The organism is Streptomyces sp. NPDC102467, assembly GCF_044765445.1.
In the GTDB taxonomy this organism is placed as follows: Bacteria; Actinomycetota; Actinomycetes; order Streptomycetales; family Streptomycetaceae; genus Streptomyces.
Window position 1 is genome coordinate 373,224 of the sequence record NZ_JBIWKA010000010.1, and the last position, 22,966, is coordinate 396,189.

The window sequence follows — 22,966 nt, forward strand, 5'->3', positions numbered from 1 at the left end:
CGCCGTACGCCCCAGTACCCAATCTTCGCGGAGCCGCGGGAGGCTGACAGGTGTCGAGCGCACCCGAGCAGGAGGCAGTACAGGCCGGTGTGCAGGCCGCTGTGCCGGCCGGCCGGACGGGGAACGGCAGGCCGCCCGTCCGCGCACCGGCGTCGAACGGACCGGAGCGTGGGCGCACGCCCCCGCTCGATCCCGTGTGGCCCGGCGCGTCCATGCCCCTCGGCGCCCGGTTCCGGGTCGGCCCCGACGGGGTCGCGGGGACGAACTTCGCGCTGTGGGCCGGGGGCGCGGAATCCGTCGAGCTGTGCCTCTTCGACGAGGAGGGGCACGAACGCCGGGCGCCACTGGACGAGTTGACCCATGAGATCTGGCACGGCTTCGTGCCGGGCGTCCTGCCCGGACAGCGCTACGGCTTCCGGGTGCACGGCCGCTGGGACCCGTGGACGGGCGCCCGCTGGAACCCGGCGAAACTGCTGCTCGACCCGTACGCACGGGCCGTCGACGGCGACTTCGAGCTGCCGCCCGAGGTGTACGGGCACGTACGCGACTGGCCCGAGCAGCACGTGGCCGACACCGTCCGCGACGGCCGGGACTCGGCCCCGTACGTACCGAAGGGCGTCGTGGTCCACGACGACGCGCCCGGCGACGAGTGGGTGGACGACCGGCGGCCGAAGACACCCTGGGCGGACTCGGTCATCTACGAGGTGCACGTGCGCGGCTTCACGCGGCAGCATCCCGGGATACCGGAGCGGTTGCGGGGCACGTACGCGGGTCTGGCCCACCCCGCCGCGATCGAGCACCTCACGCGGCTCGGCGTGACGGCGGTGGAGCTGCTGCCGGTGCACCAGTTCGCCCACGAGGACCACTTGCTGCGCAGGGGCCTGAAGAACTACTGGGGCTACAACTCGATCGGCTACTTCGCCCCGCACGCGGCCTACGCGGCGTCGGGCACGGGCGGGCAGCAGGTCGACGAGTTCAAACGGATGGTGCGGGCGCTGCACGACGCGGGGATCGAGGTGATCCTCGACGTGGTCTACAACCACACGGCGGAAGCGGGAGAGTTGGGCCCGATGCTGTCGCTGAAGGGCATCGACAACCGCGGCTACTACCGGCTGCAGGACGACGCGCGGCGCTACGCCGACTACACCGGCTGCGGCAACACGCTGCACGTCGTCCAGCCGCACGTGCTGCGCCTCATCACCGACTCGCTGCGGTACTGGGTGACGGAGATGGGCGTCGACGGCTTCCGCTTCGACCTCGCGGCGGCGCTTGCCCGCTCCATGCACGACGTCGACATGCTCTCCCCGTTCCTCGCGGTCATCGCGCAGGACCCGGTGCTGCGGCGCGTGAAGCTGATCGCGGAGCCGTGGGACGTGGGCTCAGGCGGCTACCAGGTGGGCGCGTTCCCCCCGCTGTGGACGGAGTGGAACGACCGGTACCGCAATGCCGTACGGGACTTCTGGCGCGGCGCGCTCCCCGACGTACGGGATCTGGGGTACCGGCTCTCCGGCTCCAGCGACCTGTACGCGTGGGGTGGGCGGCGGCCGTACGCGTCCGTCAACTTCATCACCGCGCACGACGGTTTCACGCTGCGCGACCTCGTGAGTTACGAGCACAAGCACAACGAGGCGAACGGCGAGGGCAACCGGGACGGCACCGACGACAACCGGTCCTGGAACTGCGGCGCCGAGGGCGACAGCGAGGATGCGGCCGTACTCGCGCTGCGCAGGCGGCAGTTGAGGAATCTACTGACGACTCTGCTGTTGTCCACAGGGGTGCCGATGCTGGTCGCGGGCGACGAGTTCGGCCGTACCCAGCGCGGCAGCAACAACGCGTACTGCCAGGACAACGAGATCAGCTGGGTCGACTGGGGGCTCCTGGACGATGCCGGCTGGCGGGCGCTGTTCGACCTCACGTCCCGGCTGATCGCGCTGCGGCACGCGCATCCGGTGCTGCGGCGGCGGGCGTTCTTCTCCGGGCGGGCGCATTCGGCGGACGGGCTGCGGGACCTGGCCTGGTTCACGTCGCGCGGCACGGAGATGACGGAGCGGGACTGGTACGCGCCCGCCGCCACGCTCGGCATGTACTTGTCCGGGCGGGACATCCCCGGCCGGGACGCGCGCGGCGAGCCGGTCGAGGACGACAGTTTCCTGGCCGTGTTGCACGCGGGTGACTTGCCGTCGGAGTTCGTACTGCCCGGGGGGCCGTGGGCTCCGCGGGGGTACGAGGTTCTGGTGGACACGGGTGCGGAGTCGCAGGGTTGTGCGCCGGGTGCGACGTACGGCGCGGGGGCGGTGATCACGGTGGAGGCCCGGACGGTGTTGTTGCTGCGGGTTCTTTCTTAGGGGGCGCGCTGTTTCGTCTGCCGGGTGCGGGTTCTTTGGCGGGTGCGGATTCTTTGGCGGGTGGGGGCCGGTGGGGGCTGAGCGCGCAGTTCCCCGCGCCCCTGAAATGCGCACTGCGTGCGCCATTTCAGAGGGCGCGCGTCACGCGTCCCCTGGAGCTGCGGCGAAGCCGCATGCTCCAGGGGCGCGGGGAACTGCGCGAGAAGTCCCCACCGGGGCCGCGGACGCAATGCAGCTCATAGGGGCCCGGGGCCACGGATGATCCGGGTCGGGGCCCGGCGGGCGAGGCGTCGGGGATACCCGGGGCCGTCAGGTACATGCCCTTCATTCGCGGTGACTTCGATCATGGCGTCGACCGCACGGGCGCCTTACCGTGGCCCGCCGTGAACTTCACCAGCAGTGACTCCCCCCGCAAAACGCCCCAGAAGCCTCTTCTGCTCGGCGCCGCGGGCGCCGCCCTCGCCGCCGCGCTCGCCACGACGGTGCTGTGGCCCGGCGCCGACGCCACCGCGGCGGCCGGCCGCGACGACATTACCGCCGTACGAACCATCGCCGCCCAGCTGAAGCACTGGCCACGGCCGCAGGCGACCCGGCTCGCCCGGGTGATCGCCGCGCACAAGGACCAGGGCGCGTACGCGACCTTCGACGCGGACAACACGACGTACCGCAACGACCTGGAGGAGTCGCTGCTGCCCTTCCTGGAGACGAAGGGCGTCCTGACGCGGAACACGATGGACCCGTCCTTGAAGGTGATCCCCTTCAAGGACACGGCCACGCACAAGGAGACCCTGACCGAGTACTACAACCGGCTGTGCGAGGTCGACGACCAGGTCTGCTATCCGTGGGCCGCGCAGATCTTCTCCGGGTTCACGCTGAAGCAACTCAAGGGGTACATCGACGAGTTGCTGGCCTATGACAAGCCGCTGCCGGGCGGCGCGAAGCCGCCGGAGTTCTCGGACGGCATGCGGGAGCTGTACCACGCGCTGCGCTCGCACGGCATCGAGGTGTACGTGGTGAGCGCCGCGAGCGAGGACCTCGTACGGATGGTGCTCGCCGAGCCGAAGTACGGCTACGACGTGAAGCCGGAGAACGTGCTCGGCGTCGCCGCCCTGCTGAAGGACCGCAGGACGGGCGACGTGACGAGCTCCCGGAAGGAGATCGCGGCCGGGACGTTCGACCAGAAGGCGTTGCAGAACCGGGAGTTGACGCCGATGCTGTGGGCGCCCGCGACCTGGTACGAGGGCAAGCCCGCCGCGATCAGTACGTACATCGACGCCTGGAAGAAGCCGATTCTCGCCGCCGGGGACACACCCAAGAGCGACGGGCCGATGCTGTTCCGGTCGGTCGACGTGGCGCACGGCGGGGTCCGTGTGTGGGTCGACCGCAAGGACAGTTACATGAAGGAGCTGAACGCCATGAAGGCGGACGGCGCGAAGCGGCAGAAGGAGCTGGGGCAGAAGGTGACCGCCGACAAGCGGTGGGTGACCGTGACGCCCGACGAGATCCGCTGACGCTCAGCCGAGGATCTTGCGGTCGTACGCCACCGCCACCGCCGCCGCGCGGTCCTTCACACCCAACTTGCCGTAGATGTGCGTGAGATGGGTCTTCACCGTCGCCTCGCTGATGAACAGCTCACGCGCGATCTCCTTGTTCGAGGTGCCCCTGGACACCAGGACCAGGACCTCGCGCTCCCGGGCCGAGAGCGTCTCGTCGGCGGCGACGGCGGGCCTGCGTACCGCGGTGACCAGGCGGGAGGCGACCGCCGGGGAGAGGACCGTGCGGCCCTCGGCGGCGGCGCGCACCGCCGTGAACAGCTCCTCGCGCGGGGCGTCCTTGAGGAGGTAGCCGGTGGCGCCGGCCTCGATCGCGGGCAGCGTGTCCGAGTCGGTGTCGTACGTGGTGAGGACCAGCACGCGGGCGCGGGCGCCGCGACGGGTCAGTTCCTTGATGGCGTCGACGCCGTTGCCGCCCGGCATCCGCAGGTCCATCAGGACGACGTCCGGGTCGAGTTCGGCGGTGCGGGTGACCGCCTCCACTCCGTTCGCCGCCTCGCCCAGGACCGTGAAGCCCTCGGCGGTGTCGAACATGCCGCGCAGGCCGTCGCGGACCACGGGGTGGTCGTCGACGATGAGGAGGGTGATCACTGGGTCAGTCATGGCGGACCAACGGTACGCGAGCCGAGATCGCCGTGCCGCCGCCCGGCTCCGACTCGATGGTGACATCGCCCGCGAGGCGTTCGGCACGCGCCCGCATGCCGTCGAGGCCGAAGCCCGCGGTGCCGGTGCGGGCGGGCAGCGCGATCGGGTCGAAGCCGCGCCCGTCGTCCCGCACGTCGAGGGTGACCTCGCCCGCCATGAAGGAGAGGGTGACGCCGAGCCGGGTCGCGTGGGCGTGCCGGGCCGCGTTGGACAGGGCCTCCTCGGCGATGCGCAGCAGGGACGCCTCGATCTCGTCGTGGAGCGGCTCGGCGGTGCCGGTGACCGTGAATTCGGCGCGTACGCCGGTGCGGCCGGCCCATTCGGCGACGGTCTTCTTCAGCGCCTCGGGCAGGGTGGCGTCGGCGAGGGCGGCGGGCGAGAGGTTGTGCACGGAGCGGCGGGCCTCCCCGAGGCTGTGCCGGGCGAGGCCCGAGGCACGGTCGAGGTGCTCGCGGGCGACTTCCAGGGTGGGCGCGTTCGCGACGACCTGGAGCTGGGCGATGATGCCGGTCAGGCCCTGCGCGATGGTGTCGTGGATCTCGGCGGCGAGCCTGCGGCGCTCGTCGGCGACCCCGGCTTCCCTTGCCTGGACGAGGAGTTGGGTGTGCAGCTGCGCGTTCTCGTCCATGGCCAGCTGGAGGGCGGTGTTGGCCTCCTCCAGTTCGCCGATGATGCGGGCCTGCGCGTGCGCCCGCTCCTCCTCCTGCCCCTGCAGGCGCCCTGTTACGAAGACCAGGACCAGATTGACGACGAGCAGCCCGACGAACACGGACCAGCCGGGCCATCCGTCGGGCGGGAACCCCCCGGCCTGGGCGCCCGCGATGATGACGGCCGAGGCCAGCAGGCCCGGCCACTGCAGCGGCCGGGGCAGCAGCCGGTCCGCGTCGAAGTAGCCGATGCCCGCGTAGAACGAGTAGAACGGGTTGATCATCGCGAGGACGAAGGCGATGGCCCAGCGCGTCCAGTAGCAGAAGACGCCCGCGGCGGACGGTCCCGGCCGGGTGCGTTCCCGTCTGGTCCACCACAGCTGCAGGACGAGTCCGGCGGCGGTGAGGACGCCGATGACGTACCACTCGACGCGATCCGTACCGATCAGGCCGGACGTCACGACGCACAGGACGAAGCCGACGCCGAACAGTACGTAGGGCGCCCAGCGGTGGAAGGCCAGTCGCCGCTCCTCGATGGCGGCGACGGCTTCCTCGGCGGTGCGCTCCACTCCGGCTCCCCTGGTCATGCACTCAGTCTGCACGGCCCCGCCGTCCCTCATCGCCTCACTCCCAGCGGAACCAGCGCGCCGCCGCGCCGGACAGCGCCACGGCCCACAGGACGAGGACGCCCAGGTGGATCCAGCCGGGCCGGTCCCCCGCGGCGGCCTCGCTCATCGCCTGGGACGCGGCGCCGAACGGGGTGCACTCGACGACCCGGGCGAGCCCGTCCGGCATCGACTGCACCGGCAGCCACACCCCGGCGCAGAACATGCTCGGGAAGAACACGGCGGAGCCGATGGCGCCCGCGACCTTCTGGGTGCGGGCCCGCGCGGCGACCAGCGCGCCGAGCGCCAGCGCGACGACGACCGAGAGCACGAGCGCGAGCAGGTAGCCGAAGGCCTGCTGCGGCAGCCGGACGTCGAACGCGAGCCGCCCGATGGCGAGCGACAGCAGCGACGAGAGGAGGGCCGCGACGCCGTGGATGGCCATCTGCGCGCCGAGCAGCGCGGGCGGTCGTACCGGCGTGGCCGACATGCGGCGCAGAATGCCGCGCTCCCGGTACCCGGCGATGACCGGCGCCATCGCCTGCAGACCTGCCACGATCAGCGGGAGCAGCACGGTGACGGGGACGTACGCGTCGATGAGGCGCAGGCCGTCGGGCCCCGAGTCGGCCTCGCGGAACGCCGGGATGCAGCCGAGGATCACCAGGAGTACGGGCGGGAAGACCGCGATGCCGAAGAGGGCGCCGGGTTCGCGCAGGAACAGCCGGACCTCGCTCTTCAGGACGGCGGCGTTGGCGCCGGGCAGGCGCACAGGGGTGGTGGTGGCGGTGGCGGTGCTCATGACTGGCCGGCTCCCGTCAGGTCGAGGAACGCGTCGTCCAACGTGGCGTCGACGACCCGGAGTTGGTGGGCGGTGATGTGGTGCCGGGCGAGCAGGGTGATGACGGCGTTGACGGTCTCGTCGCCGCCGGTCAGGGTCGTCCGGCCGTCCCGGTGCTCGACACCGGCGAGGCCGGGGAGTCCGGCCAGCTCACGGTCGTCGAGCGGCGCGGACGGCGTGAAGGAGATGACGGTCGCCCCGGCGGCCCGGCTGATCAGTCCGGCCGGGGTGTCGAGGGCGGCGACGCGCCCCTTGTCGATGACGGCGATGCGGTCGCACAGCCGCTGCGCCTCTTCCATGAAGTGCGTGACGAGCAGCACGGTGACCCCGCTGTCCCGTACGTCCTCGATGAGCTGCCAGGTGTCGCGGCGGGCGCGCGGGTCGAGTCCGGTGGTCAGTTCGTCGAGGACGACGACCCGCGGGTTGCCGACGAGGGCGAGCGCGATGAACAGGCGCTGTTTCTGGCCGCCGCTGAGCTTGGCGAACCGGGTGGAGAGTTTCTCTTCGAGCCGCAGCCGCTCGGCGAGCGGCCGCCAGTCGAGCGGGTCCGGGTAGAAGGAGGAGTACAGCTCCAGGGCCTCCCGCACGGTCAGCTTCGCCTGGACCTCGCTCTCCTGGAGCTGGGAGCCGAGGATCCGGGTGACCTTCTCGTGGTCGCGCACGGGGTCGAGCCCGGCGACCCGCACCTGTCCCTCGTCGGGCACGCGCAGTCCCTCGACGCATTCCACGGTGGTGGTCTTCCCGGCTCCGTTGGGACCGAGGATGCCGAAGATCTCGCCTTCTTGTACGGCGAAGGAGATCCCGTCGACGACGGCCCGCCCGGCGTACGTCTTGCGCAGCCCGGTGACCTCGATGAGCGGTGCACTGGTGGTGGTCATGGCTCAAGCGTCTCCCGGTGGGGGCGGGCGGGGCATCGCCCATCACGCTCGAAGGGGCATCAACCGATCGGCTGATGGGCGGTACGACCCCGGTGGCCGGGCCGCCGGAAACCCACTGGGCGTTGTCAGTGCCGAACCGTAGTCTCACCCCTGATGGCCACTACGGATGCACCTACCACGGACCCTGCCCGGATCGACGAGCCGGACCAACTCGCGGCGCCTGTACAGCAGTCGGCGTCGCGCACGCTGGTGCGGCTGTGGCCGTACGTACGGCCGGTGCGGGCGCGCTGGGCGGGCGCCGCCGCGGTGGCCGTACTCGCGTCGCTCGTGGGGCTGCTCTTTCCGCTGGTGCTGAAGTGGATCGTGGACGGGCCCGTCACGGACGGGGACCCGGGCGGGGTGTGGGCCGGCGCCGGGGTGCTGCTCGCGCTCGGCGTCGTGGAGGCGCTCCTGTTCGGGCTGCGGCGCTGGCTCATAGCGCGGCCGCTCGCCAGTGTCGAGGCCGCGATGCGGGCCGATCTGTACCGGCATCTGCAGCGGCTGCCCGTCTCCTTCCACGACCGGTGGGCCTCGGGCCAGTTGCTGTCGCGCGGCACGACGGACCTCATGGTCGTGCGGATGTTCCTCGCCTTCCCGCTGACGTTCCTGATCGTGAACGGGGTGACCATCGCCGCCGGGCTCACCCTGCTCGTCGCGCAGGACTGGAGCCTCGGCCTTGTGCTGCTCGCCCCTGCCGTGCCGCTGATCGCGGTCTGCTACCGGTTCGAGCACGGGTACGCGCAGGCGTCGCGCCGGGCCCAGGACCAGGTCGGCGATCTGACCACCGTCGTCGAGGAGTCCGTGCTCGGCATCCGGATCATCAAGGGCTTCGGCCGGCACCGCAGCCAGGCCCGCGCCTTCCGTGACCTGTCGCGCACGCTGCGCGGCACCGAGCTGACCAAGGCGCGGCTGCTCGCCGGCATCCTCGCGGTGATCACGCTGCTGCCGGAGGCGGCCCTCGGCGCGGCCCTCGTCATCGGTACGGTGCAGGTCGCCGACGGCGAGCTGTCCACGGGCACGCTCGTCGCCTTCCTGTCGACGGCGCTCGCGCTGCGCTGGCCCATCGAGTCCATCGGCTTCCTGCTGGCCATGAGCCAGGAGGCGGCGACGGCGACACGGCGGTACTTCGAGGTGATGGACGCCCCCGAGGAGGATCCGCGGGTGCGCCCGGCGGCGGGCGACGAGAGTGACGAAGGGCTCCGGTTCGACGGCGTCGCCTTCCGCTACCCGGACGCCGCGAAGGACTCCGAGCCGACCCTGCGCCGGATCGATCTGCACGTACGGTCCGGCGAGACCATGGCCCTGGTCGGCGCGACCGGCAGCGGCAAGACCACACTGACCGCGCTCGTGCCCCGCCTGTACGACGTCACGGCGGGCCGCATCACGCTCGACGGGCGGGACGTCACCGCCGTCCCGCGCGAGGAACTGCGCACGCTGGTGTCGATGGCGTTCGAGGAGCCGACCCTGTTCTCCGCGTCGGTCGCCGAGAACGTGCTGATGGGGGCGCCCGACAGCACGCGGGAGCAGGTGCGGCGGGCGCTCGGGGTGGCGCAGGCCGACTTCGTGCGCAAGCTCCCTGACGGCGTCGACACCGAGGTCGGCGAGCAGGGCCTGAGCCTGTCGGGCGGTCAGCGGCAGCGCCTGGCGCTCGCCCGGTCCGTCGTCGGCGCGCCGCGCTTCCTGATCCTGGACGACCCGCTCTCCGCACTCGACGTGCACACGGAGGCCGCGGTGGAGGCGGCGCTGCGGCGGGTCCTCGCGGACAGCACGGCCCTCGTCGTCGCGCACCGCCCCTCCACGGTGCTGCTCGCCGACCGGGTCGCGCTGCTCTCCCAGGGGCGGATCACGGCGGTGGGCACGCACCAGGAACTGCTGCGCACGAGCGCGGAGTACCGGCACCTGATGTCGGGGGACACGGCGGGCGACACCCGAGAGGCAGCGCAGGCATGACGACCACCGCGAACACCGGGACGGCCACGGCGCCGCACGGCCCGGACAACACAGCCGACACTGCCGACCCGGACGGCTCGGTCCGGCCCCCCTCCCCCGGCGACCCCTTCGACCAGGACGACCTGCCCACGCCCAAGGGTGCGACGGGTCTGCTGCTGCGCTCCCTGCTCGCGCCGCACCGCCGCACCGCCTGGCTCACCGTCCTCGCGCTGCTGCTCCAGCAGGCGGCCGTGCAGTCCGGACCGCTGATCGTCGCGTACGCCATCGACAGCGCGGTGCCCGCGTTCCGTGACCACGCGTACGGGCCGCTGATCGCGGTCGGCGCCGGCTTCCTGCTGACGGCGTGCGCCTCGGCGGCCTTCCAGTACGCGTACATCCAGCTCTCCGCCCTCGTCAGCCAGAACGCGCTGCTCGATCTGCGCGGCCGCATCTTCCGGCACGCACAAGCGCTGAGCGTCGACTTCCACGACCGGTACACCTCGGGCCGGGTCATCTCGCGGGCCACGACGGACGTCGAGGCGCTGCGCGAACTGCTCGCCGAGGGCCTGCAGGAACTGGTCAACGTCATCCTCGCCTCGCTCTACATCACGGCGATGCTGCTCTGGCTCGACCTGGGCATCGGCGCGGTCGCGGCGCTCTCCTTCGTCCCGCTCTCCGTCCTCATCCGGCTCTACCGGCGGCGGGCCGCGCGCGCGTACGGGGAGCGTTCGTCGGCGATCGCGGCGGTCATCGTGAAGTTCGTCGAGACGATGAACGGGATCCGGCCGGTGCGGGCGTTCCGCCGGGAGCGGGCCAACGACGAGCAGTTCGGCGCGCTGAACCACCGGCATGAACGGGCCAACGGCACGGCCATGCTGGAGATGGCGCGCTATGTCATCGGTTCCCGCCTCCTCGCGAACACCGCGGTCGCCGGCATGGTCCTGTGGGGCGCGTACCGGGTCGCGGACGGCACGCTCGAACTGGGCGTGCTGGCGGCAGCGGTGCTCTTCATCCGCCGTCTCTACGACCCCATCGACCGGCTCGCGATGTTCCTCAACTCGTACGAATCCGCGGCCGCGTCCCTGAAGAAGATCGCGGGCCTCCTCGCGCAGACGCCGTCCGTGCCGGAGCCGGAGTCGCCGCGTCCGCTGCCCGCGCCGCGTGACGGCCGGCCGGGACGCGAAGTGGATTTCGCAGACGTCTCGTTCGGCTACCGCACGGGCGGTGAGGTGCTGCCGCGCTTCGACCTGCTGCTGCCGGCCGGCCAGACGGTGGCCGTCGTCGGCTCGACGGGTGCGGGCAAGTCGACCCTGGCGAAGCTGCTCGCCCGCTTCTACGACCCGTCGCACGGGCGGGTGCTGCTCGACGGGGTCGACCTGCGGGAGCTGTCCCACGCGGAGCTGCGGCGCGGGGTGGTGATGGTGACGCAGGAGGCGTTCCTGTTCTCCGGAACGGTCGCGGAGAACATCGCGATCGGCCGCCCCGAGGCGAGCCGCGACGACATCGAGGAGGCCGCGAAGGCGATCGGCGCCCACGAGTTCATCACCGCGCTGCCCGACGGCTACGACACGGATGTGCGCAAGCGCGGCGGGCGGATCTCGGCCGGGCAGCGCCAGTTGGTGGCGTTCGCGCGGGCGCTGCTCGCGGACCCGGCGGTGCTGATCCTCGACGAGGCGACCAGTTCGCTGGACATCCCCGGGGAGCGGGCGGTGCAGCGCGCGATGCTCACGGTGCTGCACGGACGCACGGCCGTGGTGATCGCCCACCGGCTCTCCACGGTGGAGATCGCGGACCGCGTGCTGGTGATGGAGAACGGCAGGGTGGTGGAGGACGGCGCCCCGAAGGAGCTCATCACCGGCACCGGAACCTACGCGGACCTGCACAGGGCATGGAGGGAAAGCCTGACGGCCCACTCAAGCCCTTCACCGAACCACTCAAGCCCCTCCGGCGATTGAGGAGCGGGGTCCGGGGCGGAGCCCCGGGGCCGCACCACGTCGCCGACCGACGATTTACAGCCACGCCTACGCACAACCCGACCACCCCGCACACAGCTCCCACACAGCCCCCACGCCCGCACCCGGCCCAGCCACACCAAGCCGCCCGCGCCCCGCATATCGAACACGCCCCTCCGCGCACCGAACCAAATCCGGCCAACCTCTTGATGCGCTCCTGACAGACGGCGCTCTCTGCTGCCACTCTTCCCCACGTCCGCCGCACAGCTGCCCCTCAGCAACCAAGCGCGGCCGAGACGAACCACCGCTCCACACGTGAATCCGCACTGCCTGAACTGCGTTCTGCCCGGACGGCCACCCGCCGCCCGGTCCCCACTGGCCGCACACCCATGCGGCCGCGCAGAAGGAGTCAGCGTTGAGAAACACCTCCACCTCCCACAGACGCCGGGCCACTGCCGCCGCGGCAGTCGGAGCCGTCACCGCCCTGCTCGCCGTAGCGTTCCAGTCGGGCGCGGCCTCCGCCGACGACAAGTGGGACAGCGCCCCGGCCGCGACGGCGATCACCGCCAACGCCACCCGCGGCGCCGACCCGGGCGCCCTGCCCGCGAAGCTCTCCCCCGCCAAGCGCGCCGAGCTGCTGCGCGCGGCGAACACCTCGAAGGCGAAGGCCGACACCGCGAAGGACCTCGGCCTGGGCTCCCAGGAGAAGCTCGTCGTACGGGACGTGCTGCAGGACAAGGACGGCACGACCCACACCCGCTACGAGCGCACCTACGACGGACTCCCCGTCCTGGGCGGTGACTTGATCGTCGACACCGCGAAGTCCGGCGCCGAGAAGGGCGTGACGAAGGCGTCGAAGGCACAGCTCAAGGGCGTGCGGACGACGGCCGACGTGAAGCCGGCCGCCGCCGAGACGCAGGCCCTGAAGCTGGCCAGGGCGGACGGGTCGAAGAAGACCGCGGCCGACCGGGCGCCGCGCAAGGTCGTCTGGCTCGGCCAGGGCGCGGCCAAGGGCGAGCCCACCCTCGCGTACGAGACCGTGGTCGGCGGCCTCCAGGACGACGGCACGCCGAACGAGCTGCACGTCATCACCGACGCGGCCAGCGGCAAGAAGCTGCACGAGTGGCAGGCCATCGAGAACGGCACCGGCAACACCCAGTACAGCGGCACCGTCACCGTCGGCTCCGCGCAGTCCGGGTCGTCGTACACCCTCAACGACACCGCGCGCGGCGGCCACAAGACGTACAACCTCAACCACGGCACGTCGGGCACGGGGACCCTGTACTCCGGCTCCGACGACGTTTGGGGCAACGGACAGGCCTCCAACACCGAGACGGCCGCCGCGGACGCGCAGTACGGCGCCGCGCTGACCTGGGACTACTACAAGAACGTGCAGGGGCGCACCGGCATCCGCGGGGACGGTGTCGGCGCGTACAGCCGGGTCCACTACGGCAACAACTACGTCAACGCGTTCTGGGACGACAGCTGCTTCTGCATGACGTACGGCGACGGCACCAGCAACACGCACCCGCTGACGTCGATCGACGTGGCGGCGCACGAGATGACGCACGGCGTCACCTCGAACACCGCGGGCCTCAACTACAGCGGTGAGTCGGGCGGTCTGAACGAGGCCACCTCCGACATCTTCGCGGCGGCCGTCGAGTTCTACGCCAACAACCCGTCCGACCCGGGGGACTACCTCGTCGGCGAGAAGATCAACATCAACGGCGACGGCACGCCGCTGCGCTACATGGACAAGCCGAGCAAGGACGGCGCGTCCAAGGACGCCTGGTACTCGGGTCTCGGCGGGGTCGACGTGCACTACTCGTCGGGTCCGGCCAACCACTTCTTCTACCTGCTCAGCGAGGGCAGCGGCGCCAAGGTCGTCAACGGGACGAGCTACGACTCCCCGACCTCCGACGGTCTGCCCGTCACCGGCATCGGCCGCGACAAGGCCGCGCTGATCTGGTTCAAGGCGCTGACCACGAAGTTCACCTCCACCACCAACTACGCGGCGGCGCGCACCGGTGCGCTCGCGGCGGCCGGTGAGCTGTACGGGACCACGTCCACCGAGTACAAGGCCGTGCAGGACGCGTTCGCCGCGATCAACGTCGGCGCCCGCTCCGGCGGCGGCGACCCGGGCACCGGCAAGACGTTCACGAACGACGCCAACGTGAACATCCCCGACTCGCCCGGCGCGGCGGTCACCTCGTCCCTGACGGTCTCCGGCATCTCCGGCAAGGCGCCGTCCACGCTGAAGGTCGGCGTCGACATCGTGCACACGTGGAGCGGTGACCTCCAGGTGGACCTGGTCGGCCCGAGCGGCAAGACGTACCGGCTGCACTCCTCCGCGTACGACCCGACCCCCAACATCCAGACCACGTACACGGTCAACGCCTCCACGGAGACGGCCAACGGCGTCTGGAAGCTGAAGGCGCAGGACCTCGGGGCGCAGGACACGGGCTACATCAACAGCTTCAAGCTGACCTTCCCGTAAGCGGGATCCGGGTTCCGACCCGGCAAGGTCTGGGCGCGTCGCACCGGTGGTTCAACTCCCCGGAGCGGCGCGCCCGTTCACGTGCGATCAATCCCGTTCATACTCCGTTCGCAATACGTGCGTCAGTTTTCGCTCAACGAACGAATTCCGGCCAACCTGCGATCACGTACATGACATGTCCGGTCCTCAACTGTCAAAGTTTTCCCGAACGACCCGCACCACCCGCACCACTCGCACCACCCGCACATCACGCACAACCCGCACGGCAAAGCTCACCCCCACACTCAAGGAGCTTTCTTCGTGACATCGCACATATCCCGTCGCACCACCCTGTCGATCGCCACCGCCGTCGCCGCCGGTGCCCTGATCGCCGGAACGTTCACCGCCACCGGCGCCTCCGCGCAGCCCGCTGTCCCCTCGGCCACCCCACTGGCCCTGAGCGCGACGGCCCACGCGGACCTCGTCAAGGACGCGAGCGCCAAGTCGGCAGAGACGGCGAAGGAGTTGAAGCTCGACTCCAAGGAGAAGCTCGTCGTCCGCGACGTCGTCAAGGACCGCGACGGCACGACCCACACCCGCTACGAGCGGACGTACGACGGACTCCCCGTCCTCGGCGGCGACCTGGTGGTCCACGAGACGAAGTCCGGCAGCCGCGAGGGCGTCACGCGCGCCACGTCCAAGTCCATCGACGTGACCACCGCCGGCGCCTCCCTCAAGGCCGCTCCGTCCGGCGCCCGCAAGGTGGTCTGGGCGGCGACCGGCACGCCGAGACTCGCCTACGAGAAGGTCGTCACCGGCACACAGAAGGACGGCACGCCGAGCAAGCTGCACGTCATCACGGACGCCGCGACCGGCAAGAAGATCTACTCGTACGACGCGATCAAGACCGGCACCGGCGAGTCCGAGTACAGCGGCAGCGTCACGATCGGCACGACCAAGTCGGGCTCGTCCTACTCCCTCACGGACGCGACCCGCGGCGGCCACTCCACGTACAACCTCAAGAACGGCTCGTCCGGCAAGGGCACGCTGTTCACCGACGCCGACGACAAGTGGGGCAACGGCACGGTCAGCGACGCAGCGACCGCCGGTGTCGACGCCGCCTACGGCGCCCAGGAGACCTGGGACTACTACAAGAACGTCTTCGGCCGCAGCGGCATCAACGGCGACGGCAAGGGCGCCTACTCCCGTGTCCACTACGGCAACGCGTACGTCAACGCGTTCTGGGACGACAGCTGCTTCTGCATGACCTACGGCGACGGCGAGGGCAACAAGAACCCGCTCACCGCCCTCGACGTGGCCGCGCACGAGATGAGCCACGGCGTGACGGCGGCGACCGCGGGCCTGGTCTACAGCGGTGAGTCCGGCGGCCTGAACGAGGCGACGTCCGACATCTTCGGCACCTCGGTGGAGTTCTACGCGAAGAACAGCAAGGACGTCGGCGACTACCTCATCGGCGAGTCGATCGACATCAACGGCGACGGCACCCCGCTGCGCTACATGGACAAGCCGAGCAAGGACGGCGCCTCGCTCGACGCCTGGAAGTCCGGCGCGGGCAACGTCGACGTCCACTACTCGTCGGGCATCGCGAACCACTTCTTCTACCTGCTCAGCGAGGGCAGCGGCAAGAAGACGATCAACGGGGTCGCCTACGACTCCCCCACCTCCGACGGCTCCACCGTCACCGGGATCGGCCGCGACAAGGCCGAGCAGATCTGGTTCAAGGCCCTGACGACGTACTTCACGTCGAACACCAACTACGCGGCGGCGCGCACCGGCACGCTGAGCGCGGCGAAGGACCTGTACGGCGCGGACTCGGCCGAGTACAAGGCCGTGGCCGCGGCCTGGGCGGGCGTGAACGTCAAGTAGCAGCCTGCACGAGCCACTTGGGGCGCCCGGAGAGATCCGGGCGCCCCTTGCCGTGCCGAAGCCGTCAGTCCAGTGCCAGCATGATCAGCATCGCGGCCCAGCACAGGGCCACGAGCACCGGCAGCAGCATCATGATGAGCCCGGTCGGCGACTGTTTCAGCCAGTTGTTGCCGTCGACGGACACCTCCCGTCCCACTATCCGCTGCCCGCCGTACCAGGCCAGATGCTCCTCCAGCTCCATGGCGGCGTTCTTGCGGGCGCCCAGATAGCGGCGCCCGAACCGCAGCATCTGCGTGAACGCGATGGCGGAGCCGAGGCCGATGACCGAGATGACCATCGCGAGCGTGTCCGCGATGTCCGCCGACGACGATGCCGTGTCACCGCGCTCGGCGAGGCTGAAGCCGAGCGCCGCCGCGAGGCCCGCGGTGATGTAGAAGAAGTTGTTCAGCTTGTTCCAGTTGAGGACGTCCTCGTGCTTGTACAGATCGACGGCGACCAGGTACTGCCCCTGAAGCATCGCCTCGCGCGGCTTGCGCCACACCCACACCATCCGCTCCTTCCCGTCGGGCGGGGTGAGCCGGGTCAGCTCCTCGAAGCCGAGTTTGCGGTGGAAGAGCGTGGACGCCTCGTTGAACGGCACGCTGACCACAGCGGCGATCACCGGGCTCCCCTGCCACTGCTCCAGGAGGTGGTGGTAGAGGCGGGACGCGACCCCTCTGCGGGCGGCCGTGCGCGACACGCAGATCTGCTTGATGACGAGGAACGAGCCCAGCGTCGTCTTGATCCGGTGGTTCAGCCATTCGTCGGGACCGATGCGTTCGTCGCTGTACGCCAGCAGGTAGCCGAGCACCTCCGGGCCCTTGACCGCGACCCAGAAGTGCTCGGCGCTGGACAGCCGCGCCCGGTAGTCGTCCCGGGTGTAGTCCGAGACGAGGAAACCGGCGCGGCCCGCCTGCGGGTTCCTGGGATCAAGGCGGCGCTCCTCGGCCAGCGCCACGATGGCATCGAGGTGGGCCTCGCCGGCCCGGACGATCTCGATCGGCAGGTCCTGTCCCGCTGACGCCGACATGTACAACCCCCGTTGAGTCGAATGGATGACTCCTCAACTTACCTTTGCCATGGTCGAGTTGATGGAATCTTGCACTCGTACGAGGGGTGCGGTCAGCTCACCGCATCAACACTCCGGCCCCTTCCCCCACCGCCTCCGACGGCACCGCCACCAGCCCCGCCTCGGCCGTCGAGGCCAGCAGGCGATGGGTGGGCAGGATGCGGACCGTGTAGCCGTAGGGGCCCGTGCGGTCCAGGGCGAGGGGGCCCTCGTAGGACCAGCGGCCCTCGTCGTCGGGGCCGCCGACCGGCTTCAGCGGGACCGTGGCGGCCTCCGCGATGCTGTCCTCGGCGTCGACGCGGCCCGCCACCGCCTGGACCTCCACGTCGTCGGGGACCAGGTCGCCGAGGGCGACACGGACGTGCAGGGACAGGGTCGCGCCGAGCTCCGCCGTGGCCGTCGTCGACGCCTCGACGTGGTCGGCCGCGACGCGCGGCCAGGCCGTGCGCACCCGGGCCTTCCAGAGCGCGAGCTCGCGTGCCGTGCCCGGGGTGAGCGCCCGGTCGGCGCGGGCCGCGGGCGCGTACAGCTTCTCGACGTACTCGCGGACCATCCGGCCGGCCAGCACCTTCGGGCCGAGGTGCGTGAGCGTCTGGCGGACCATCTCGATCCAGCGGTCGGGCAGGCCCTCGGGGCCGCGCTCGTAGAAGCGGGGGGCCACCCGGCGCTCCAGGAGGTCGTAGAGCGCGGCCGCCTCCAGGTCGTCGCGGCGGTTCTCGTCGGTCGCCGTGCCGTCGGCCGTGGGGATCGCCCAGCCGAAGTCCGGCTCGAACCATTCGTCCCACCAGCCGTCCAGGACGGACAGGTTGAGGCAGCCGTTGAGGGCCGCCTTCATGCCGGACGTGCCGCACGCCTCCAGGGGACGCAGCGGATTGTTGAGCCAGATGTCGCAGCCCGGGTAGAGCTTCTGCGCCATCGCCATGCCGTAGTCGGGCAGGAACACGACGCGGTGGCGCACGCGCGGATCGTCAGTGAAGCGGACCAGTTCCTGGACGAGGCGCTTGCCGCCGTCGTCCGCCGGGTGCGCCTTGCCCGCGACCACGATCTGCACCGGCCGGTCCTCGTCGAGCAGCAGCCGCATCAGCCGGTCGGGGTCGCGCAGCATCAGCGTGAGCCTCTTGTACGAGGGCACGCGCCGGGCGAAGCCGATCGTGAGGACGTCCGGGTCGAGGACGCCGTCGATCCAGCCGAGTTCGGCCGCGCCCGCACCGCGCTGGCGCCACGATGCCGTGAGGCGTCGGCGGACCTCGTCCACCAGCTGGCCGCGCAGATCCCGGCGCAGCTCCCAGATGTCCCGGTCGGGAATCTCGCCGACCGCGTCCCAGCGGTCCGAGCCGCCGACCGACAGGGCGTCCTCGGTGCGCCGTTCACCGATCTGGCGGGCGCCGAGCCGGAACACCTCGGGGGCCACCCAGGTCGGCGCGTGCACCCCGTTCGTCACGGAGGTGATCGGCACCTCCTCCGGGTCGAATCCGGGCCACAGCCCCGAGAACATCTCCCGGCTGACCGCGCCGTGCAGGGTGGAGACGCCGTTGGCGCGCTGGGCGAGCCTGAGCCCCATCACCGCCATGTTGAAGACGTTCGGGTCGCCGCCCGGGTACGTCTCCATGCCGAGGCCGAGGATCCGCTCGACGTCGAGTGCGGGGAGTTCGGCGCCCGGTCCGAAGTGCCGGGCGACCAGTTCGCGGTCGAAGCGGTCGATGCCGGCCGGGACCGGGGTGTGCGTGGTGAAGACGGTGCCGGCCCTGACCGCTTCGAGCGCCGCGTCGAAGTCGAGCCCCTCGTCGCCCAGTTCGGCGATGCGCTCGACCCCGAGGAGACCGGCGTGGCCCTCGTTCGTGTGGAACACCTCGGGGGCGGGGTGCCCGGTGAGGCGGCAGTACGTGCGCACGGCCCGCACCCCGCCGATGCCGAGCAGCATCTCCTGCAGCAGCCGGTGCTCGCTGCCGCCCCCGTACAGCCGGTCGGTCACCTCCCGCTCATGCGCGCCGTTCTCCTCGACGTCGGAGTCCAGCATCAGCAGGGGCACCCGGCCGACCTGCGCCTGCCAGACGCGGGCGAGCAGCCGGCGGCCGCCGGGCAGCGCGATCGCGAGGTGCACGGGCGTGCCGTCCGGCTCGCACAGCAGGGTCAGCGGCAGTTCGTTCGGGTCGATGACCGGATACGTCTCCTGCTGCCAGCCGTCCCGGGACAGCGACTGCCGGAAGTAGCCGTGCCGGTACAGCAGTCCTACGCCGATGAGCGGGACCCCGAGATCGCTGGCGGCCTTGAGGTGGTCGCCGGCGAGGATGCCGAGGCCGCCCGAGTACTGCGGCAGCGCGGCCGTGATGCCGAACTCGGGCGAGAAGTAGGCGATGGCGCCCGGGAGTTCGTTCGACTGGGCCTGGGTCTGGTACCAGCGGTCGTCCTGGAGGTACCCGCGCAGATCGTCGGCGATGTCGCCGAGTCCGGCCAGGAACACCTCGTCACAGGCGAGCTCGGCGAGCCGGGACGGCGGCACGCTGCCGAGCAGACGCATCGGGTCGCCGTCGCAGGCGGCCCAGCGCCCCGGGTCGACGGCGGCGAACAGGTCACGGGTACCGGCATGCCATGACCAGCGCAGATTACGGGCCAATTCGTACAGCGGAGCGAGTGGTTCGGGCAGGACCGGGCGGACGGTGAAACGACGGATGGCCTTCACAGTTCCCCTTTCGCGCAGGCAGCGGGGGCGTCGGCGGACGGTCGGGCGGCGCGGCCGGGCGCACCGCTGCGGGACGCACCTCGTGTACGTCCCAGACGTCATCCACGACGTTAATGGGCAGCGGCCCCGCGGGCCACGGCGCACGGCCCCGCTCACGCTCGGACGGCGTGGCACACGGCCGAAACGCGCCCGCGCCGCCACCCGCACCACCGCCCGCCCCGCCCCGCAGTCACCGCGGGCCCCAAACCTCAGGCCTTGCGGACCGCCACGAACGCCCCGCGCACCGTGCCCTCGTCCGCGCTCCGCCACTCGGCGCTGACCTCGCCCGCCGTGCCGGGCGCGGCCCCGCCGGGCTCCAGTACGCGGACGATCTCGGGCCGGGCGGCGGCGCCCTCGTCGAGCCGGGCGTGGACCGCCGGGTCGAGCGCGCCGTCGATGCTCTGCGCGTGCGCGGGCACCTCGCCCTTCAGCAGCGCCGTCAGCTGGGCGAGGAGCACCGGGTCATGGGCTCCGTCGTACACCCAGCGCTCGCCCAGCACCCCGTGCACGACGGTGCCGATGAGCGCGTCGCCTGCCGCGTCCGGCAGCGGGGCGCCCCGGTAGGCCACGGGCACGTGGTACGTCACCGGCCGCGCGCCGGAGGTGTCCGTGACGGCCATGAACTCCATGCCGACCTCTCCGGCCGGGTCGTCGAGCCGGAAGCCGCCCGCCTTGGTCAGTTCCGGGGTGCCGGCGCCCTGGTACCAGGGCTGCTTCGGCAGCCAGTCGGCGATGAGTTCGAGCTTGGTCGGCTTGAGCGTGGTGCGGTGGATGATCGACATGCGCCCAGGCTCGCACGCCCCGGGCGGGCCCCGCCGCAGGATTGACGGCCGCCATGAACAGCCGGGCCCGACGGCCGGAATGAACGGCCGAATGTCGCCGCAACCCGAACGCGCCCCACCCGAACCGCACCCCGGCGCCACGGGCGATATGGCCGATTCCGCCCCCTCGTACATCCTTGTGACACTTCACACCACACGAGAGGCTGCCAACTGGCGTGCGACTGCGCCGAGTTGAGGAGGGGAACGCATACATGGCAGTGACCGTGCCAGTGACGCGGAAGCGGCATACGCGCTGGGCCGGCGGGCTCACCGCGATCGCCACAGCCGCGGTGATCTCGGCCATCACACTGCCCGCACACGCCGCCCCGGCACAGGGGCGGATATTCGGCGCCGGGGAGCCCGGCGCCGTGGCGGACAGCTACATCGTGACGCTGAAGGGGGGAACCAGGGCTCCGTCCGAGGCGGGCAAGGATCTCGCGGGCAAATACGGGGCGAAAATCAGCCACACCTACAGCAAGGTGCTCAACGGATACGCGGTGCGGGTCAACGAGGCGTGGGCCAAGCGGCTCGCGGCCGATCCGGGCGTGGCGTCCGTGGTGCAGGACACGAAGGTCGCCTTCGACGGGACCCAGCAGAAACCGCCCTCGTGGGGACTGGACCGCATCGACCAGAAGGACCTGCCGCTCGACACGTCGTACAGCTCGCCGGAGTCGGCGGGTGCCGGAGCGACCGTGTACATGATCGATACGGGCATCCGCATCAGCCACCACGACTTCGGCGGACGGGCCTCCTACGGCTGGGACTTCGTGGACGGCGACGCCACGGCGCAGGACGGCAACGGACACGGCACCCACGTGGCCGGAACCGTCGCGGGCAAGACCTACGGCGTCGCGAAGAAGGCGAACGTGGTCGCCGTGCGGGTGCTCGACGACGAAGGGGCGGGGACCACGGCCCAGGTCATCGCGGGCATCGACTGGGTGACCAAGAACGCGAAGAAGCCGGCGGTCGCCAATATGAGCCTGGGCGGGTACGGCAACGACCAGCTCGACGCGGCCGTGCGCAACTCCATCGCGTCCGGGGTCACTTACACGGTGGCCGCGGGCAACGACGGCCTCCCGGCGGACCTCTACTCGCCCGCCCGGGTCAAGGAGGCCGTCACGGTCGGTGCCACCGACCGTGCCGACGCACGTGCAAGTTTCTCCAACTGGGGTACCCGAGTCGACCTGTTCGCGCCCGGAGTGGACATCACGTCCGCGTCGTACACGAACAACACCGGGAAGGCCACCTTCTCCGGTACGTCGATGGCCACGCCGCACGCCGCGGGCGCGGCCGCACTGTATCTCGCCGACCATCCGCAAGCCACGCCCGCAGAGGTGGGCAAGGCACTGGTCGGCCAGGCGGTTCCGGACCGGGTGAGCAGTGCCGGTCTCGGCTCGCCGAACAAGCTGCTGCAGATCGAAAACCCGTAAACGGAAGGGGAGTTCATGAGCCGGTCCCGTCTCGTCGAGCGGGACCGGTCTTGTGTGTGCCCTTACGCGCGAGTAGTTAACAAAGTACCGGGTTGCCCGCCCGAAGAGTGTGGAAGGCTCCCCCGGTACGCCTTTCGGCACCACCGCACGGCCCCCCTCCCCGTACGTCGTCTCCGCAACCCCCAAAATCCCCGCGGACAGGAGCGGTCATGCCCGCACAGCGCCCTACTCCGACGTCTTCAGACGAGACGCCCCCCGGTAAATCCCCAGCCCCGGCCGCCGTCCCGGCCCCCGCGGCCGCGCCGGCGGCGCAGCGCACCCGCAAGAAGGCGGCCGCCCCCGCCGCGGCCAAGAAGACCGCGGCGGCGAAGACCCCGGCCCCGCGCAAGGCTCCGGCCGCTCGCAAAGCTCCGGCCGCTCGTAAAACCCCGGCACCGGTACCGGTGCCGGTCACCATCGGACGCATCCCCGTCCGTGACGTACGTCCGGTCGTCGATCACGGCCGTCGCCCGGCCAAGGCCGTCGTGGGCGAGACCTTCCAGGTCACGGCCACCGTGTTCGGCGAGGGCCACGGCGCCGTCGCCGCGAACGTGGTGCTGCGCGGCCCCGACGGGACGCCAGGACCCTGGGCCCCGATGCGCGAACTCGCCCCGGGCACCGACCGCTGGGGCGCCGACGTCACCCCGGACGCGCTCGGCGCGTGGACCTTCACCGTGGAGGCCTGGGGCGACCCGGTGGCCACCTGGCGGCACGCCGCCCGGATCAAGATCCCGGCGGGGATCGACACCGAACTCGTCCTGGAAGAGGGCGCGTTGCTGTACGAGCGCGCCGCGGCCGACCTGCCGAAACCGCTGCGAGAAACGGTTCTGCAAGCCGTCGCCGCGCTCCGCGACCCCGACCGGCAGGCCGCCACCCGGCTCGCCGCCGCACTCACCCCCGACATCGACACGATCCTCTCCCGCCATCCACTGCGCGAACTGGTCACGTCGTCCGATCCGATGCCGCTGCTTGTGGAGCGGGAGCGGGCGTTGTACGGGGCGTGGTACGAGTTCTTTCCGCGGTCGGAGGGTGCGGTGGTCGAGGCGGGTGCGGCG

15 protein-coding genes are annotated in these 22,966 nt (G+C 71.1%); 8 read left to right on the forward strand and 7 right to left on the reverse strand.

The window, feature by feature from the left end:
- The first annotated feature begins 50 nt into the window (after nt 1-50).
- The gene (gene glgX / locus ACIREE_RS23100; protein WP_404155087.1) at nt 51-2,345 is read left to right on the forward strand and encodes a glycogen debranching protein GlgX; all 2,295 of its coding nucleotides are present in this window, start codon (nt 51-53) and stop codon (nt 2,343-2,345) included.
- Nucleotides 2,346-2,728: 383 nt separating this feature from the next.
- Entirely contained in the window at nt 2,729-3,856 is a 1,128-nt protein-coding gene (locus ACIREE_RS23105) for a haloacid dehalogenase-like hydrolase (protein ID WP_404155090.1), read from the forward strand.
- Between the two features lie 3 nt (nt 3,857-3,859).
- Here ACIREE_RS23105 and ACIREE_RS23110 read toward each other — a convergent pair whose 3' ends face one another.
- The 4 genes from ACIREE_RS23110 to ACIREE_RS23125 are packed head-to-tail and all read right to left on the reverse strand — an operon-like array spanning nt 3,860 to nt 7,511.
- Complete coding sequence (locus tag ACIREE_RS23110) at nt 3,860-4,501, reverse strand: response regulator (RefSeq protein WP_404155093.1); 642 nt, start codon at nt 4,499-4,501, stop codon at nt 3,860-3,862.
- Nucleotides 4,494-5,777, reverse strand: a complete 1,284-nt coding sequence (locus tag ACIREE_RS23115) for a sensor histidine kinase (RefSeq protein WP_404155096.1) — start codon at nt 5,775-5,777, stop codon at nt 4,494-4,496. Before ACIREE_RS23115 ends, ACIREE_RS23110 begins: the two co-directional genes overlap by 8 nt.
- Before the next feature lie 37 nt (nt 5,778-5,814).
- Nucleotides 5,815-6,594: an ABC transporter permease gene (locus ACIREE_RS23120; RefSeq protein ID WP_404155099.1), complete on the reverse strand. Its 780-nt coding sequence runs from the start codon at nt 6,592-6,594 to the stop codon at nt 5,815-5,817.
- Nucleotides 6,591-7,511 (reverse strand): ABC transporter ATP-binding protein, encoded by a 921-nt coding sequence (locus tag ACIREE_RS23125; protein ID WP_404155102.1) that lies wholly within the window; start codon nt 7,509-7,511, stop codon nt 6,591-6,593. The genes ACIREE_RS23120 and ACIREE_RS23125 overlap by 4 nt, the downstream gene beginning before the upstream one ends.
- A 153-nt stretch (nt 7,512-7,664) precedes the next feature.
- Here ACIREE_RS23125 and ACIREE_RS23130 point away from each other — a divergent pair, with 153 nt between their 5' ends.
- From ACIREE_RS23130 to ACIREE_RS23145, 4 genes are all read left to right on the forward strand, one after another.
- Complete coding sequence (locus ACIREE_RS23130) at nt 7,665-9,500, forward strand: ABC transporter ATP-binding protein (RefSeq protein ID WP_404155105.1); 1,836 nt, start codon at nt 7,665-7,667, stop codon at nt 9,498-9,500.
- A complete protein-coding gene (locus ACIREE_RS23135) occupies nt 9,497-11,434 on the forward strand; it encodes an ABC transporter ATP-binding protein (protein ID WP_404155108.1) in 1,938 nt (645 codons plus the stop codon). Before ACIREE_RS23130 ends, ACIREE_RS23135 begins: the two co-directional genes overlap by 4 nt.
- A gap of 412 nt (nt 11,435-11,846) precedes the next feature.
- Nucleotides 11,847-13,928: a M4 family metallopeptidase gene (locus ACIREE_RS23140; RefSeq protein WP_404155110.1), complete on the forward strand. Its 2,082-nt coding sequence runs from the start codon at nt 11,847-11,849 to the stop codon at nt 13,926-13,928.
- A 300-nt stretch (nt 13,929-14,228) separates the two neighbouring features.
- Nucleotides 14,229-15,794, forward strand: a complete 1,566-nt coding sequence (locus ACIREE_RS23145; protein ID WP_404155113.1) for a M4 family metallopeptidase — start codon at nt 14,229-14,231, stop codon at nt 15,792-15,794.
- A gap of 64 nt (nt 15,795-15,858) precedes the next feature.
- Here ACIREE_RS23145 and ACIREE_RS23150 read toward each other — a convergent pair whose 3' ends face one another.
- The 3 genes from ACIREE_RS23150 to ACIREE_RS23160 form a co-directional block, all read right to left on the reverse strand.
- Nucleotides 15,859-16,863, reverse strand: coding sequence for a GNAT family N-acetyltransferase (locus tag ACIREE_RS23150; RefSeq protein WP_404155116.1), 1,005 nt, complete (start codon nt 16,861-16,863; stop codon nt 15,859-15,861).
- Nucleotides 16,864-16,960: 97 nt separating this feature from the next.
- Complete coding sequence (gene glgP / locus ACIREE_RS23155; RefSeq protein ID WP_404155119.1) at nt 16,961-19,582, reverse strand: alpha-glucan family phosphorylase; 2,622 nt, start codon at nt 19,580-19,582, stop codon at nt 16,961-16,963.
- A 248-nt stretch (nt 19,583-19,830) separates the two neighbouring features.
- A complete protein-coding gene (locus ACIREE_RS23160; RefSeq protein ID WP_404155122.1) occupies nt 19,831-20,403 on the reverse strand; it encodes a 1,4-alpha-glucan branching protein in 573 nt (190 codons plus the stop codon).
- Nucleotides 20,404-20,654: 251 nt separating this feature from the next.
- Between ACIREE_RS23160 and ACIREE_RS23165 the strand changes: the two genes are divergently transcribed.
- Nucleotides 20,655-21,872 carry a S8 family peptidase gene (locus ACIREE_RS23165; protein WP_404155125.1) on the forward strand — a complete coding sequence of 406 codons (1,218 nt, stop codon included), beginning with the start codon at nt 20,655-20,657 and terminating at the stop codon, nt 21,870-21,872.
- Between the two features lie 209 nt (nt 21,873-22,081).
- Nucleotides 22,082-22,966: maltotransferase domain-containing protein (locus ACIREE_RS23170; RefSeq protein ID WP_404155128.1), on the forward strand; the 885-nt coding region annotated here is incomplete at its 3' end.

Excerpts from the sequence above, each read along its gene's own strand:
- ACIREE_RS23135 (WP_404155108.1), top strand. The coding sequence starts at position 9,497 with ATGACGACCACCGCGAACACCGGGACGGCCACGGCGCCGCACGGCCCG.
- ACIREE_RS23110 (WP_404155093.1), bottom strand. The coding sequence starts at position 4,501 with ATGACTGACCCAGTGATCACCCTCCTCATCGTCGACGACCACCCCGTG.
- ACIREE_RS23130 (WP_404155105.1), top strand. The coding sequence starts at position 7,665 with ATGGCCACTACGGATGCACCTACCACGGACCCTGCCCGGATCGACGAG.
- ACIREE_RS23150 (WP_404155116.1), bottom strand. The coding sequence starts at position 16,863 with ATGTCGGCGTCAGCGGGACAGGACCTGCCGATCGAGATCGTCCGGGCC.
- ACIREE_RS23160 (WP_404155122.1), bottom strand. The coding sequence starts at position 20,403 with ATGTCGATCATCCACCGCACCACGCTCAAGCCGACCAAGCTCGAACTC.
- ACIREE_RS23165 (WP_404155125.1), top strand. The coding sequence starts at position 20,655 with ATGGCAGTGACCGTGCCAGTGACGCGGAAGCGGCATACGCGCTGGGCC.
- ACIREE_RS23125 (WP_404155102.1), bottom strand. The coding sequence starts at position 7,511 with ATGACCACCACCAGTGCACCGCTCATCGAGGTCACCGGGCTGCGCAAG.
- ACIREE_RS23120 (WP_404155099.1), bottom strand. The coding sequence starts at position 6,594 with ATGAGCACCGCCACCGCCACCACCACCCCTGTGCGCCTGCCCGGCGCC.
- ACIREE_RS23115 (WP_404155096.1), bottom strand. The coding sequence starts at position 5,777 with ATGACCAGGGGAGCCGGAGTGGAGCGCACCGCCGAGGAAGCCGTCGCC.